The following is a 13,592-nucleotide window of genomic DNA, read 5'->3' as shown; positions in this document are numbered from 1 at the left end:
GCCAAAGTGCCCGATGCGAAGCTGTTCCGCTCCGGCCGGGACTTTGCCGCCTGGATCGGGCTCACCGGCAAAGATCACGGCACCGGGGGCAAGCATCGCCCAGGCCGCATCTCCAAGCAGGGCGATCGCGTGCTGCGCGCGCTCTTCATCAACGGCGCCAGCGCCCATCTGCGGCAGCAGAAGGCGCGCGGCGTCAGCGATCCATGGCTGCGTGATTTGCTGGCGCGGCGGCCCTACAAGGTCGCCATGGTGGCCTTCGCCGCCAAGACCGCGCGCATCATCTGGGCCATGCTGGTCAAAGGAGAACCTTACCGCGACCGCGCGAGCGCGCCGGCTGCTGCCTAGTCGAGGGGCGACAGCCGCCGCGCTCGCGCTCATTCCTATCGGAAGGGCAATCAAGGTGTGATGGCAAATGGTCAGGAAACCGGGATCGAAACACTCCGCCACGTCATCGCGCGTCACAGCGCGCCGCAATGATTGGAATTCGATCAGCGATCTCCATCAGGGCCCGCGGTCAATGGCCGCATCTCGAGGCCGTATACATGACCGCTCCCCGATCCGCTTGCCGAAACATCAAGAAAGCCCTTGCCGACAGGGGGCCGTCCATACATGACGTGGAGATAGCTCCGCCTCACGCTGCCTTCTTGCTCTCCGCGAGATTGGCGAGCTGGCGCAAGATCTCCGTCGTCCCCGCGAGCCGCTCTTCCGGCGTCTCCCAATCCTGGAAGAACACCACCTTCATGTCCGGCCGCACTTTTGCGGCCTGGCCGTGCTGGCGAATGAACGACACCAGCCGATCCGGCCGCGCAAACGAGTTGTCGCGGAATGCGATCACCGCGCCCTTCGGGCCGGCGTCGACCTTCTCGACATTGGCCCGGCGGCAATACGCCTTGATCGCGGCCACCTTGAACAGATAGCGCACCTCGTCCGGCAGCACGCCAAAACGGTCGCGCATCTCGGCGGCGAAGCTGTCGATCTCGCCATCGGTGTCGAGATCGGCGAGCCGGCGATACAGCGACAGTCGCACTGAGAGATCGTTGACGTAATCCTCGGGGATCAGCACCGGCATGCCGATCGTGATCTGCGGCGACCAGCGGTCGGCGGCCGGCTCGGCGACGCCGGCCTTGAGGTTGACGATCGCCTCCTCCAGCATCGACTGGTACAGCTCGAAGCCGACCTCCTTGATGTGGCCGGACTGTTCCTCGCCGAGCAGATTGCCGGCGCCGCGGATATCGAGGTCGTGCGAGGCGAGCTGGAAGCCGGCCCCGAGCGTCTCCAGCGATTGCAGCACTTTGAGCCGCCGCTCCGCCTGCGCGGTGATTTTCTGCTGTGCCGGCAGCGTGAACAGCGCATAGGCGCGCAGCTTCGAACGGCCGACGCGGCCGCGCAGCTGATAGAGCTGCGCCAGACCGAACATGTCGGCGCGGTGCACGATCAGCGTGTTGGCGTTCGGAATGTCGAGCCCGGACTCGACGATCGTGGTCGACAGCAGGATGTCGTATTTGCCGTCATAGAACGCGGACATGATGTCCTCGATCACGGTCGGCGGCATCTGGCCGTGGGCGACCGCGACCTTCATCTCCGGCACGTTCTTGTCGAGGAAGTCCTTGACGCCGGCGAGGTCCTCGATCCGCGGCACGACGTAGAACGCCTGGCCGCCGCGATAGCGCTCGCGCAGCAGCGCCTCGCGGATCATCAGGGGATCATGCGGCGCGACGAAGGTGCGCACCGCGAGGCGATCGACCGGCGGCGAGGCGATGATCGAGAGCTCGCGGACACCGGTCAATGCCAACTGGAGCGTGCGCGGGATCGGCGTCGCCGACAGCGTCAGCACGTGGACCTGGGCGCGGAGCTGCTTCAGCCGCTCCTTGTGGCTGACGCCAAAGTGCTGCTCCTCGTCGACGATCAGGAGGCCAAGGTCCTTGAACTTGATGGTCTTGCCGAGCAGCGCATGGGTGCCGACCACGATGTCGACGCTGCCGTCGGCGATTCCCTTCTTGACCTGGTTCAGCTCCTTGGTCGAGACCAGCCGCGAGGCCTGCGCGACGTTGACGGGGAAGCCGCGGAAGCGCTCGGCGAAGGTGCGCGAGTGCTGCCGCGCCAGCAGCGTGGTCGGCACCACGACCGCGACCTGCCTGCCCTCCAGCGCCACCGCAAAGGCCGCCCGCAGCGCCACCTCGGTCTTACCGAAGCCGACGTCGCCGCAGATCAGCCGGTCCATCGGGCGGCCGATTTCGAGGTCTTTCAGTGTCGAGGTAATGGCCCCGAGCTGATCCTCGGTCTCCTCATAGGGGAAGCGCGCGCAGAACTCGTCATAGACATGCGGCTGCAGCGGGAATTTCGGCGCCTCGTGCAGCTGCCGTTCGGCGGCGATCTTGATCAACTCGCCCGCGATCTCGCGGATGCGGTTCTTCAGCTTGGCCTTGCGCGCCTGCCAGCCGCCGCCACCCAGGCGATCCAGCTCGACGTTGGCGCTGTCGGAGCCATAGCGCGACAGCAGCTCGATGTTTTCGACCGGCAGGAACAGTTTTGTCTCGGCGGCATAATGCAGCTCGAGGCAGTCATGCGGCGCGCCGGAGACCTCCAGCGTCTGCAGGCCGACGAAGCGGCCGATGCCGTGCTCGACATGGACCACGAGATCGCCGGTCGCAAGGCTCGTCACCTCCGAGATGAAATTGTCGAGCTTACGGCTCGCCTTGCGCGGCCGCACCAGGCGGTCGCCCAAAATGTCCTGCTCGCTGATGACGGCGAATTCGTCGGTCTCGAAACCGGACTCCATGCCGAGCACGGCCAGCATGGTCTCGTTGCGCGGCGTCGCCTGCACGATCCGCCAGGTGTTGACGCTGGTGGTGTTGAGCAGCTTGTGGTCGCGCAGCATCGCGCCCATGCGGTCGCGCGAGCCTTCGCTCCACAGCGCGATCACCACCTTCTTACGCTGCGACTGCAGCGCGCCGACATGGCCGACCACGGCCTCGAACACGTTGACCTTGGTGTCGGCACGTTCCGGCGCAAAGTTGCGGCCGGCCCGCGCGCCGGCGTCGAACACCTCGGTCGAGCCTTCCGGCACCGCGAACGGCGTCAGCCGCGCCAGCGGCGCATCGCCGAGCAGCTTTGTCCACTCGCTCTCGGTCAGATAGAGCTTGTCCGGCGGCAGCGGCTTGTAGATCGCGCCGCTGCCGGGATGCTCCAGCGCCTCGCGGCGCGCCTCGAAATAGTCGACGATCTGGGTGAAGCGTTCGCGCGCGGCGTCCTCGGCCTGCGGCTCGATCGCGACCACCGCGCCGTCGAGATAGTCGAACAGCGTGTCCATCCGCTCCTGGAACAGCGGCAGCCAATGCTCCATGCCGGGATGGCGGCGGCCCTCGGAGACGGCTTCATAGAGCTGGTCGGCGCGCTCCGGCGCACCGAACGCTGCGACATAGCCCATGCGGAAGCGGCGGATGGTTTCGGTGGTGAGCTGGAATTCCGAGACCGGCACGAGGTCGAGCCCGCGCATGTCGAGCAGCGTGCGCTGGGTCTCGGCATCGAAGCTGCGGATCGATTCAAGGCTGTCGCCGAAGAAGTCGAACCGCACCGGCTGGTCGAGGCCGGCCGGAAACAGGTCGAGGATGCCGCCGCGCACGGCGTATTCGCCGGGCTCGCGTACCGTGGACGAGCGGCTGTAGCCGTTGTGCTCGAGCCAGGCCACGACGGAGTCCATCGGCACCACGTTGCCCGGCGCGACCGACAGCGCCTGCGCGGCAACCAGCTCGCGCGCCGGCACTCGCTGCACGGCGGCGTTCACCGTGGTCAGCACGATCAGCGGCTTGTCGGAGCCGACCAGCCGCGACAATTTCGCCAGCGTGGTGAGGCGCTGCGCCAGGATACCGGAATGCGGCGAGACGCGGTCATAGGGCTGGCAGTCCCAGGCCGGGATCTGCATCACCGCGATGTCGGGGGCGAAGAATTCCAGCGCGCGCGAGAGCTGCTGCATCCGCGCGCCGTCGCGGCAGACCACGGCCAGACTCACGGCGGTGCGCTTCGGCTTGGCCGCGATCGCGCGCGCGAGATCGGAGATGACGAGCCCCTCGGCGCCCTCGGCGACATTGGCGATGGTCAGCACGCGGCCGGGCGCCAGCATCGCGGCCGGCGATTTCAAAGGCTGTTTCATGCGCCGTGATCCGCCACCCGAAACGCCTTGATGCGGGCAAACAGCGCGGTCGCGTGTTCGGCCGCCAGCTGCTTGTCGCCGGTCAGTGCGGCATAGAGGTCCGGATCGGGCACCTCGATCAGGTGCTCGAGCTCGGCCAGTTCCTGGTCGGTGAGATCGGCGATGGTGGCGTCCGCAAAACGGCCGAGGATCAGGTCCATCTCCCGCGTGCCGCGGTGCCAGCAGCGAAACAAAAGCCGCTTGCGGCGGTCATCGAGCCCACTGCTCGACCGTGTCGATCCCGTCATGTCGCAAAATCCATCCAACGCCAAAAGCCCGGACGTGCCGGGCGGGGTTGATATAGCCACCGCGATGGCCGATGTCAGCCCTCATCTGCGGCCTGCGAGCCATGTTGTCATTGCCGGGCTTGCCCGCCCGCCGAAGCCTTGGCGAAGGCGGGACCCGGCGAACAAGCGGCTCCAAAAAAAGACGTGGATGCCCGGCACAAGGCCGGGCATGACGGTGAAGATTAGTCCTAGGTTTTCCGAATGCGCCCCAGCCTGCTCAATCCGCTGTTTGCCCCGGTCACGACGCTGTCAGGCGTCGGCCCGAAGCAGGACAAGCTGCTGCGCTATCTGCTCGACCGCAGCGAGACGCCGCGGCTGGTCGACCTGCTGCTGCATCTGCCCGCCAGCGTGATCGACCGCCGGGCGCGGCCAAAAATCCGCGACGCCGCGGTGGGAACCATGGTGACCTTGGAGGTCACCGTCGACCGCCATCGCCCGCCGCCGCCGCGCAATTCGCGCGCGCCGTACCTGGTCTATGCCAGCGACGACACCGGCGATGTGGTGCTGACCTATTTCCGCAGCCCGCCCGGCTTTGTCGAGAAGCTGCTGCCGGTCGGCGAGAAACGCTACGTCTCCGGCACGCTGGCGCTGTATGACGGCATTCCGCAGATCGTGCATCCCGACCGCGTTGTCGACGAGGCCGGTTTTGCAAAACTCTCCGGCATCGATCCGGTTTATCCGCTGACCGAGGGCCTTGCGATTGGCTCGCTCCGCCGCGCCATCGCGCAGGCGCTGACCAAACTGCCTGACTTGCCGGAGTGGATCAGCCCCGAGGTGCTGCGCCGCTGCAAGTTTCCGCCGATCCGGGAAGCGCTGACCCGTGTCCATGTCCCGGTCGAGCTGACCGACATTTTGCCCGATGGCCCGTTCTGGTCACGGCTGGCGTTCGACGAGTTGCTGGCCGGCCAGCTCGCGCTGGCGCTGATCCGCGCCACGCTGCGCCGCCCCGCCGGGGTTCGCAATGCCGGCGACGGCCATCTGCGCAGCAAGATCATCGACGCCCTGCCCTATGCGCTGACCAAATCGCAGCGTGAGGCGGTCGCCGCCATCACCGAGGATTTGCGCCAGCCGGTGCGCATGCTGCGGCTGGTGCAGGGCGACGTCGGCTCCGGCAAGACCGTGGTGGCGCTGCTTGCGGCCGCCGCCGTCGCGGAAGCCGGCAAGCAGGCGGCGCTGATGGCGCCGACCGAGATTTTGGCGCGCCAGCACATCAAGACCATCGCGCCGCTCGCCGAGCGCGCGGGGATGCGCGTCGCCATCCTCACCGGCCGCGAGAAGGGCAAGGAGCGCCGCGAGCTGTTGGCGCGGCTCGAGGCCGGCGAGATCGATCTGTTGGTTGGCACGCACGCGCTGATCCAGGACGACGTGATCTACAAGGACCTCGCGCTCGCCGTGGTCGACGAGCAGCACCGTTTTGGCGTGCGCGAACGCCTCGCGCTAACCTCCAAGGGCGCGGCCGTCGACGTGCTGGTGCTGAGCGCCACCCCGATCCCGCGCACGCTGGTGCTGACTTATTTCGGCGACATGGACGTCTCCGAGCTGCGCGAAAAACCCGCCGGCCGGCAGCCGATCGATACCCGCGCGGTGCCGATGAGCCGGATCGAGGACGTGATGGACGGCGTCGGCCGCGCGCTCGGCGCCGGCAAGCTGGTGTACTGGATCTGCCCGCTGGTCGATGAGTCCGAAGCTGAAGGCACCGAGCATCTCACCAACGCCACCGAGCGCTTCGAGTCGCTGCAAAAACGGTTCGGCGATCGCGTCGGCCTGGTGCATGGCCAGATGAAGGGCGCGGAAAAGGATCGCGTGATGGCGCAGTTCGCCGCGCATGAGATCGGGCTGTTGGTCGCCACCACCGTCGTCGAGGTCGGCGTCGACGTCCCTGCCGCGACCATCATGGTGATCGAGAACGCCGAGCGCTTTGGCCTCGCCCAGCTGCACCAGCTGCGCGGCCGCATCGGCCGCGGCTCGGAGGCCTCGACCTGCCTCCTGCTCTACAAGGAGCCGCTCGGCGAGATGTCGAAGGCGCGGCTGAAGGTGATCCGCGAGACCACGGACGGTTTCCGCATCGCCGAGGAGGACCTCAAACTGCGCGGCGAAGGCGACGTGCTCGGCATCCGCCAGAGCGGCCTGCCCGGCTACCGCATCGCCCGCTCCGACATCCACGCCCAGCTGATCACGCAAGCCCGCGACGAGGCGCTGCGCATCATGAAGGACAATCCAAAACTGAAAGGCGAGCGCGGCGACGCACTGCGCTGCCTGCTCTACCTCTACGAACGCGACGAAGCCGTGCCGCTGATCGGGGCTGGGTGATTCAACGCGACACACGCCACCCGTCTGTCCCGTCATCCCCGCGCAAAGGCGGAGCCCTTGTCGCTGGAGGTGCGAGCTCTTGCGAGCCTCGAAGGATCGACGGCCACCAGCGGGGCCGATTCATCCTTCGAGACGCGCGCAAGAGCGCGCTCCTCAGGATGACGGTACGATAGCAAGATCAGGCGCGCCGTACACAGGCGCGCCGCCCTACTCCACCTTCGCCGGCGCTGCGGCCGGTTGCAGCGAGGCCTGACTGGCGATGCGGGCGGCGTTGGCGACGCCGGCGAGCGCTGCGGCGCGCTTCTGGTCGGCGGCGCCGGGCTGCACCACGCCGGCCGACATGATCAGCGTGGCGGCATCCTCGGTGCTCATCTCGATCTCGATGATCTTGCTCTTCGGCACGTAGAAGAAGAAGCCGGTGGTCGGGTTCGGCGCGCACGGCAGGAACACCGAGATGTGCTCCTCCGCGCCGGGCAGGCTGGCGGCAAGCTCCGCGCTCGGCGCCTGCGAGATCAGCACGATCGACCACATCCCCGGCGAGGGAAATTCGACGAGGCCGACGCGGCGGAAGCTCGAGCCGTTGCCGGAGAACAGCGTCTCGAACACCTGCTTCAGCCCGCGATAGATTGCGCGCACCGCCGGGATCCGCCCGAGCAACCGCTCGCCGAGATCGACCAAGGTGCGGCCGATCAGATTGGCGGTGAGGAAGCCGAGCAGGGTCAGCGCGATCACGGCGACGATCAGGCCGGAACCGGGCAGTCCGAACGGCAGATAGGTTTCCGGCCGGTACGCGGTCGGCACGAACGGCCGCACCAGATTGTCGACCCAGTTCACGAACCACCAGGTCAGATACAGCGTGATCGCGACCGGCCCGGCCACCACGAGGCCAGTCAGGAAATAGTTGCGAAACCGGGCCATCAGCCCGCGCGGGGCGTCGGGGGGCAGTTCACCTGACGAGACGGGAGGCACTTGGTTGGACGTCATTGCGGTTCCAGGTCGTCGACGCGGCCGTCCTCACCAGCATGATCCGGAAAAGTGCGCCGCGGTTTTCCAAAAAAGATCATGCATAAACAACGGGCTAGCGCACGATGATAATCCTGTCCCGAACCACCGCGCGCAAGCACCCCTCAGCTAAGCCATCCTAGCAGGTTTTTGAAGGGCCGCGTGACGGCGTCACTTGCGACTATTCGACCGTGACCGATTTCGCCAGGTTCCTCGGCTGGTCGACGTCGGTGCCCATCACCACGGCGGTATGATAGGCCAACAGCTGCACCGGCACGGCATAGACCATCGGCGCAAAGGTCGCGCCCATGTCGGGCATCACGATCGTCACCAGCGACTGGATGGTCGCCTCCGCCGCGCCCCTGGCGTCGGTCATCAGGATGATCTTGCCGCCGCGCGCGGCGACCTCCTGCATGTTCGAGACGGTCTTCTCGAACACCTTGTCGTAGGGCGCGATCACCACGACCGGCATGTGCTCGTCGATCAGCGCGATCGGCCCGTGCTTGAGCTCGCCGGCAGCGTAGCCCTCGGCGTGGATGTAGGAGATTTCCTTCAGCTTCAGCGCGCCCTCCAGCGCCAGCGGATAGCTGGTGCCGCGGCCGAGATAGAGCACGTCGCGCGACTTCGAGATCTCGCGCGCCAGCTTCTCGATATGGGGCTCGGTGGTGAGCGCCTCCGACATCAGCCGCGGAATCTCGACCAGCGAATGCACCAGCTTGGCCTCGTCGGCATCGGACAGCTCGCCGCGCGCCTTGCCGGCGGCGACCGCGAGCGAGGCCAGCACCATCAGCTGGCAGGTGAACGCCTTTGTCGAGGCGACGCCGATCTCCGGCCCGGCCAAGGTCGGCAGCACCACCTCGCTCTCGCGCGCGATCGTCGAGGTCGGCACGTTGACCACCGAGAGCGTGTACGCGCCCTGCGCCTTGGCGTAGCGCAGCGCCGCCAGCGTGTCGGCGGTCTCGCCGGACTGCGAGATGAAGACCGCGAGATCGCCCTTGCGCAGCGGCGCCTCGCGGTAGCGGAATTCGGAGGCGACATCGAGCTCAACCGGCAGCCGCGCCAGCCGCTCCAGCCAATACTTCGCGACGAAGCCGGCATAGCTCGCGGTACCGCAGGCGGTGATCGAGACGCGCTGGATGTTCTTGAAGTCGAACGGCAGCTTGACCGGCATGGTAACGCGCTCGGTCGCCATGTCGACGTAACGGGCGAGCGTGTGCCCGACCACTTCCGGCTGCTCGTGGATTTCCTTTGCCATGAAGTGGCGGTAGTTGGCCTTGTCGACCAGCGCGGTCGCCGTCAGGTGCTTGATCGCCTCGCGGTGGACGATGGCGTTGTCCTTGTCGAAGATGGTGGCGCCCTTGCGATTCAGCACCACCCAGTCGCCGTCCTCGAGATAGCTGATCGTGTCGGTGAACGGCCCGAGCGCGATCGCATCGGAGCCGAGATACATCTCGCCGTCGCCGTGGCCGATCGCCAGCGGCGGGCCGTTGCGGGCGCCGATCATCAGGTCGTCCTCGCCGGCGAAGATCAGGCCGAGGGCAAACGCGCCGCGCAGCTGCGACAGCACCGCCCGCACCGCCTCGACCGGCGCGACACCGCCCTTCAGCAGATTGTCGACCAGGTGCACCACGACCTCGGTGTCGGTCTCGGTCGAGAACACCGTGCCCTTGGCCTCGAGGCCCTCGCGCAGCTCGCGAAAGTTCTCGATGATGCCGTTATGCACCACGGCGACCCGCTCGGTGGCGTGCGGATGCGCATTGTTCTCGGTCGGCCGGCCATGGGTGGCCCAGCGGGTGTGGCCGATGCCGGTATGGCCGCCGAGCGGCTTGGCCTCGAGCCGGGCCTCCAGGTTCTTCAGCTTGCCCTCGGCGCGGCGACGCGCCAGCGCCCCGTTCTCCAGCGTGGCGACCCCGGCGGAATCATAGCCGCGATATTCGAGCCGCTTCAGCGAATCCACCAATTGCTCCGCGACCGGAGCGCGTCCAAGAATGCCGACGATGCCGCACATGCGGTTCAATGTCCCCAAATCGCCGAAAATTTGCCAACGCGGCGACACGGTCCCTTAACGGGAATCGCCGGCCGCAAGATACTCAATAATTATTGCGGATTGCGACAGTCTTAAGCGGCGATATCGATGCGAAAGGCTGGTTAACTGGGGCTAACCATTTTGGCGAAACCGCGTCAAGATGCACCGGCAAGCTCCGCTGCCGCGACCTCAGGGCTCCGCGAGCGCGACGAGCAGAGCGAGCATCAGACGCCGCGCGGCATCTCAGCCCGCTCGCCTGCGCCGTGCTCGATGTCGATCACTTCAAGTCGGTCAACGATCGTTACGGGCACGCGGTCGGCGACATGGTGCTGGGCCGGCCGCAATCAGGCGCTGGCCTCGGTCGACCCGGCGCCGTCGATCGCGCCGACCGCGCGGCGCGTCTTCAAGGCCGGCAAGTTCAGCTTCAACGCCGGCCATTCCATCGTCGGCTGCACCGTGCGCGGACTGTCGCGCCGGCGACGATCGAGGTCAACACCACCGCCGGCATCCCCGAGCAGTTCAAGCTCGCGATCGCCGCCGACGCGCTGTCGCGGGCCTGCCGCATCACCGCAAAGCAGGACAACCGGGTCGAGGTCGCCTTCACCTGAGCGCGACGCGCATCGACCGTTACAAACCAAAGAAGATCAGCAGCGCCGCGGCGGCCCACAGTGGCGACAGGCCGAGCAGCATCGACAACCAGAAATTCAGCTCTCTCAGCGCGCTCGACTGCCCCTTCATCGGCGTCCTCCCCCATGCGAGAGCCATGATCCTGCCCGCTGGGGAAGGTTCCGGCATTAACCCACGTCTATTCTCCCGCCGCCGGCTTCGGCGGGCCGCCTTTCGAAATCGGCGCCCCGCCGCTGTGGCCTCAGTCGATTTCCTGGACGACCGTGCGGGTGCCGGGATCGACCAGCATGACGCGCTCGCCGGAATAGACGTAGCGATACTTGGTCAGTGACGGACCCCAGTCGGCCGGCACCGGCTCGAGCTCGACCTCGCGAGGCACCGTGGCGCCGACCACGATCTTCTCGCGCGTTTCAACCGGACGGATCTTGTGCTCGGTGACGTAACTGCGGATCCGCGTGCGATACTCCGGCTCGATCTGCACGGTGGTGGCGTGGCCGGTGCCAGTCGTAGGCGCGATTGTCGTCGGCTGGGCAAACGCTCCCGTCGACACCAGCAGCGCGGTCGCCGACATCAGCAACAACTTCTTCATGATCATTCTCCTCCTCGCCGCCCATGCGGCCTATTGAGAACCATCAAAAGACGGCAATGTTCCTGACGCAGTCTTTGCAGAGCGCTGCATCGTCCAGCGTCCGATCGCGGACAGCAGCATGCGCCGCTGCTCCGCAAGGCCGGAACAGCACGCGCGAGTGCAGCGAATGCTGAGCGAGAGACGTCATCAGTCGGGCAATCATCCTCGGCGCCAGGCTCAAACACTGGTGAGCAAACAATAGGCCCCGGTGAAGGGGCCTATGCTTTAGTACCTGGCTTTAGTACTTGAACTGTTGCATCGCCTTCAGTTGATCCTTGGTGGCGTCCACCGTACCGCGGTCCGGATACCACTGCTTCGATCCCGAACTCGTCGAGCCGGTGGTGGTCTTGCCGGATTCGTTCGCGAAGTGGATCTTGTCCATCGGCATCAGCACGTCGTGCTCGCCCATCCCGAGGAAGCCCCCGACACCGACCACAACACCCGCGACCTTCCCGGACGAATCCAGGATCACGTCACTGACGTCGCCGATCTTCTCGTTCTGCTTGTTGTAGATGTTGACGCCCACCAGCTTGGAGGCGCGCCACTGACCTGAAGCCGAGACCGGCGCCGCAGCCGTCGATGGCGACGTCGTATTGGTCTGGGTGTTGGTCTGGGCAACAGCCATCGGCGACGCCAGCGTGCAAGCCAGGATCACCGTCGGAATAATTCGCATTGTCCTCTCCTCTTCATAGTACGTCAGGAAACTGGAGCGACGGGCAATTGTTCCTAGCGAGTAACGTTCGCGCTCGAAATCCGGCGCCGGCCGGTTTTCTGCGATGGAGCATTGGGGGTTCGATCACCCGGGGGACAAATGCCCAGCTCTTTGCGAACGGCGGCCGCCGCGTTGCCAACCTTGTCGACGGCGCGCTGCAGCTCGTCCCGGGTCACCCCGAGTTCGTGGGTCCAGTACTTGACCTCGTAGTCCTCCTGCATGTTGATCTTTGAGCGGTCGGGCTGCACTCGTTTCGTCAGATTGTCGGGCATCCGCGCCTCCGGTTCGTAGCGCGCGGCCCCTGCTCCAGAGATCGCAGGCATACCGCGCGCCGTCTGGCAATCATCCAATCGCTGCGGTGAAAACGTCGCATGCTGCCAGGCGTTCCTGGAAGGAACAACGAAGACGGATTTTGCTTCTAAGGTATTGCGGAGAAGCAGAAGCCAGTGCCGAGATTCCATTTCGAGATCGTCGACGGCTACACCATCGAAGACCCGCTTGGGGTTGAACTTCCAACCGAGGACCAGGCGAAGGCCATCGCGCATCGAATGGCCGAGCAGATCAGCAACGACGTGGCTGACGAGTCCTTGAGCGCCGTTGTCGTGAAAACGGATTCGGGAAAGGAAATTTATACGGCCCCTATTCGCAAGGCCCCCAGCCCGCAGTGATTTCCCGGGGCCAACGCTTGGGATCAGTCTTTGGGATTAGGAACGCTCGCGAACGCCGCCCGTTGCTTCGCGACACAGAACCAAGGAGACGCCTCATGGGCTTTTTTACAAAAGACATCAAAACACTCAACGATCTCTTCGTGCACACCCTGCGCGACATCTACTACGCCGAGCAGCAGATTACGAAGAACCTGCCCGACATGATCGAGAAGGCAACCGACGGCTCGCTGAAGAAGGGTTTTGAAACCCATCTCGCCGAGACCAAGAACCAGATCATTCGGCTCGAGAAGGTCTTCAAGATGCATGGCGTCGACGCCACGGGGGTCGATTGCCCGGCCATCGACGGCATTCTCGAGGAGGCTAGCGACATTGCCGGCGACGTCGATGACAAGAAGGTACTCGACGCAGCCCTGATCGCTGCCGCGCAAGCGGTCGAGCACTATGAGATCACGCGCTATGGCACGCTGATCGCATGGGCCAACATGCTTGGCCGCAGCGACTGCGCCTCGGTCCTGCAGCAGAACCTCGACGAGGAAAAGGCGACCGATCAGAAGCTCAACGCGATGGCGCTGCGGGGCGTCAATCAGAAGGCGGCTTGAGTTCATCACGGGCCGGCAAGAGAAAGTCGTCCGCAGCGACGCGGACGACCTTCTGGTGATGGGGAATGGCGCCTCCACCAGAAAATTAACACAGGTGAACAAGCAACCAATCTCCTGCGCAGCGCTTATTGCTAATGCAGCCTGCCCTTGAGGTCCATTTGGTGCGCGTGAGGACCGACGACGGAGACGTCGAAATTTGGCTGGCCGCCACGTCGATCGATGAGGCCCTCGACCGCGTGCTGGACGTTATCCCGGAAGGCTGGGCCGTCAGCCTTGATCCCCGTCAAATCGACCCCGAGCAAATTGCGGCGCTCAACATGACCATCGGCGAAATCCGCCGGTATCAGCCTGGCTGATCGTCGCGCGCAACAGTTTGGATTGCAGCATTGCCATCCGGATCGCAGTCGTGCACCCGGCCCGCCCGCGGAGGCCGGACCTGGGCCTTCTGCACCCCAACGATTCACACAGATCAATGACGAGCGTTCGGCCTTGGCGTCTAAGTGAGCGCAAGGTTTGCGCTACATGGCGATTCCGTTGAGCAGCA

At 65.5% G+C, this 13,592-nt stretch carries 12 protein-coding genes and 1 pseudogene; 6 read left to right on the top strand and 7 right to left on the bottom strand.

Going from position 1 to position 13,592, the window contains the following annotated elements; all coding sequences use genetic code 11:
* Positions 1–345, top strand: a 345-nt coding sequence (locus CI41S_RS26935; protein ID WP_139862361.1) for a transposase, incomplete at its 5' end; no start/stop codon positions are given.
* 286 nt (positions 346–631) lie between these two features.
* Here CI41S_RS26935 and mfd read toward each other — a convergent pair.
* Both mfd and CI41S_RS26925 read right to left on the bottom strand, forming a co-directional pair.
* Positions 632–4,150, bottom strand: coding sequence for a transcription-repair coupling factor (gene mfd, locus CI41S_RS26930; RefSeq protein WP_139862360.1), 3,519 nt, complete (start codon positions 4,148–4,150; stop codon positions 632–634).
* Positions 4,147–4,437 (bottom strand): FAD assembly factor SdhE, encoded by a 291-nt coding sequence (locus tag CI41S_RS26925; protein ID WP_139483502.1) that lies wholly within the window; start codon positions 4,435–4,437, stop codon positions 4,147–4,149. The genes mfd and CI41S_RS26925 overlap by 4 nt, the downstream gene beginning before the upstream one ends.
* A 240-nt stretch (positions 4,438–4,677) precedes the next feature.
* On the opposite strand from CI41S_RS26925, the gene recG reads away from it, so the two are divergent.
* On the top strand, positions 4,678–6,786 hold the full coding sequence (gene recG / locus CI41S_RS26920) for an ATP-dependent DNA helicase RecG (RefSeq protein WP_139862359.1): 2,109 nt from the start codon (positions 4,678–4,680) through the stop codon (positions 6,784–6,786).
* A gap of 207 nt (positions 6,787–6,993) precedes the next feature.
* Here recG and CI41S_RS26915 read toward each other — a convergent pair whose 3' ends face one another.
* Positions 6,994–7,770, bottom strand: coding sequence for a DUF502 domain-containing protein (locus CI41S_RS26915; RefSeq protein WP_139483498.1), 777 nt, complete (start codon positions 7,768–7,770; stop codon positions 6,994–6,996).
* A gap of 199 nt (positions 7,771–7,969) precedes the next feature.
* The gene (gene glmS, locus CI41S_RS26910; protein ID WP_139862358.1) at positions 7,970–9,796 is read right to left on the bottom strand and encodes a glutamine--fructose-6-phosphate transaminase (isomerizing); all 1,827 of its coding nucleotides are present in this window, start codon (positions 9,794–9,796) and stop codon (positions 7,970–7,972) included.
* A 281-nt stretch (positions 9,797–10,077) separates the two neighbouring features.
* Between glmS and CI41S_RS44635 the strand changes: the two genes are divergently transcribed.
* On the top strand, positions 10,078–10,422 hold the full coding sequence (locus tag CI41S_RS44635) for a diguanylate cyclase domain-containing protein (protein WP_244626710.1): 345 nt from the start codon (positions 10,078–10,080) through the stop codon (positions 10,420–10,422).
* A gap of 260 nt (positions 10,423–10,682) precedes the next feature.
* Here the strand turns inward: CI41S_RS44635 and CI41S_RS26900 are convergent, their stop codons facing one another.
* The 3 genes and pseudogenes from CI41S_RS26900 to CI41S_RS26890 form a co-directional block, all read right to left on the bottom strand.
* The gene (locus tag CI41S_RS26900; protein ID WP_139862356.1) at positions 10,683–11,030 is read right to left on the bottom strand and encodes a DUF1236 domain-containing protein; all 348 of its coding nucleotides are present in this window, start codon (positions 11,028–11,030) and stop codon (positions 10,683–10,685) included.
* Positions 11,031–11,307: 277 nt separating this feature from the next.
* A complete protein-coding gene (locus CI41S_RS26895; RefSeq protein WP_139862355.1) occupies positions 11,308–11,742 on the bottom strand; it encodes a PRC-barrel domain-containing protein in 435 nt (144 codons plus the stop codon).
* A gap of 140 nt (positions 11,743–11,882) precedes the next feature.
* Positions 11,883–12,053, bottom strand: a pseudogene (locus tag CI41S_RS26890) (DUF3606 domain-containing protein); the annotation flags it as partial.
* A 174-nt stretch (positions 12,054–12,227) separates the two neighbouring features.
* Here CI41S_RS26890 and CI41S_RS45415 point away from each other — a divergent pair.
* The 3 genes from CI41S_RS45415 (at position 12,228) to CI41S_RS26875 (ending at position 13,404) form a co-directional block, all read left to right on the top strand.
* On the top strand, positions 12,228–12,449 hold the full coding sequence (locus tag CI41S_RS45415) for a DUF6894 family protein (RefSeq protein ID WP_139862354.1): 222 nt from the start codon (positions 12,228–12,230) through the stop codon (positions 12,447–12,449).
* A 95-nt stretch (positions 12,450–12,544) separates the two neighbouring features.
* A complete protein-coding gene (locus CI41S_RS26880; RefSeq protein WP_139862353.1) occupies positions 12,545–13,048 on the top strand; it encodes a YciE/YciF ferroxidase family protein in 504 nt (167 codons plus the stop codon).
* 161 nt (positions 13,049–13,209) lie between these two features.
* Complete coding sequence (locus CI41S_RS26875; protein WP_139862352.1) at positions 13,210–13,404, top strand: hypothetical protein; 195 nt, start codon at positions 13,210–13,212, stop codon at positions 13,402–13,404.
* Positions 13,405–13,592 lie beyond the last annotated feature (188 nt).

Origin of the sequence: Bradyrhizobium ivorense, from assembly GCF_900696085.1 — a bacterium.
Lineage (GTDB): Bacteria > Pseudomonadota > Alphaproteobacteria > Rhizobiales > Xanthobacteraceae > Bradyrhizobium > Bradyrhizobium ivorense.
The sequence above is the reverse complement of the archived record's forward strand: the minus strand, read 5'-3'. Positions and strand labels throughout refer to the sequence as shown.

Bases quoted from the DNA above. Each gene is read 5' to 3' on its own strand.
- mfd (WP_139862360.1), bottom strand. From the start codon at position 4,150: ATGAAACAGCCTTTGAAATCGCCGGCCGCGATGCTGGCGCCCGGCCGC.
- CI41S_RS26915 (WP_139483498.1), bottom strand. From the start codon at position 7,770: ATGACGTCCAACCAAGTGCCTCCCGTCTCGTCAGGTGAACTGCCCCCC.
- glmS (WP_139862358.1), bottom strand. From the start codon at position 9,796: ATGTGCGGCATCGTCGGCATTCTTGGACGCGCTCCGGTCGCGGAGCAA.
- CI41S_RS26925 (WP_139483502.1), bottom strand. From the start codon at position 4,437: ATGACGGGATCGACACGGTCGAGCAGTGGGCTCGATGACCGCCGCAAG.
- recG (WP_139862359.1), top strand. From the start codon at position 4,678: ATGCGCCCCAGCCTGCTCAATCCGCTGTTTGCCCCGGTCACGACGCTG.
- CI41S_RS26880 (WP_139862353.1), top strand. From the start codon at position 12,545: ATGGGCTTTTTTACAAAAGACATCAAAACACTCAACGATCTCTTCGTG.
- CI41S_RS26900 (WP_139862356.1), bottom strand. From the start codon at position 11,030: ATGAAGAAGTTGTTGCTGATGTCGGCGACCGCGCTGCTGGTGTCGACG.
- CI41S_RS26895 (WP_139862355.1), bottom strand. From the start codon at position 11,742: ATGCGAATTATTCCGACGGTGATCCTGGCTTGCACGCTGGCGTCGCCG.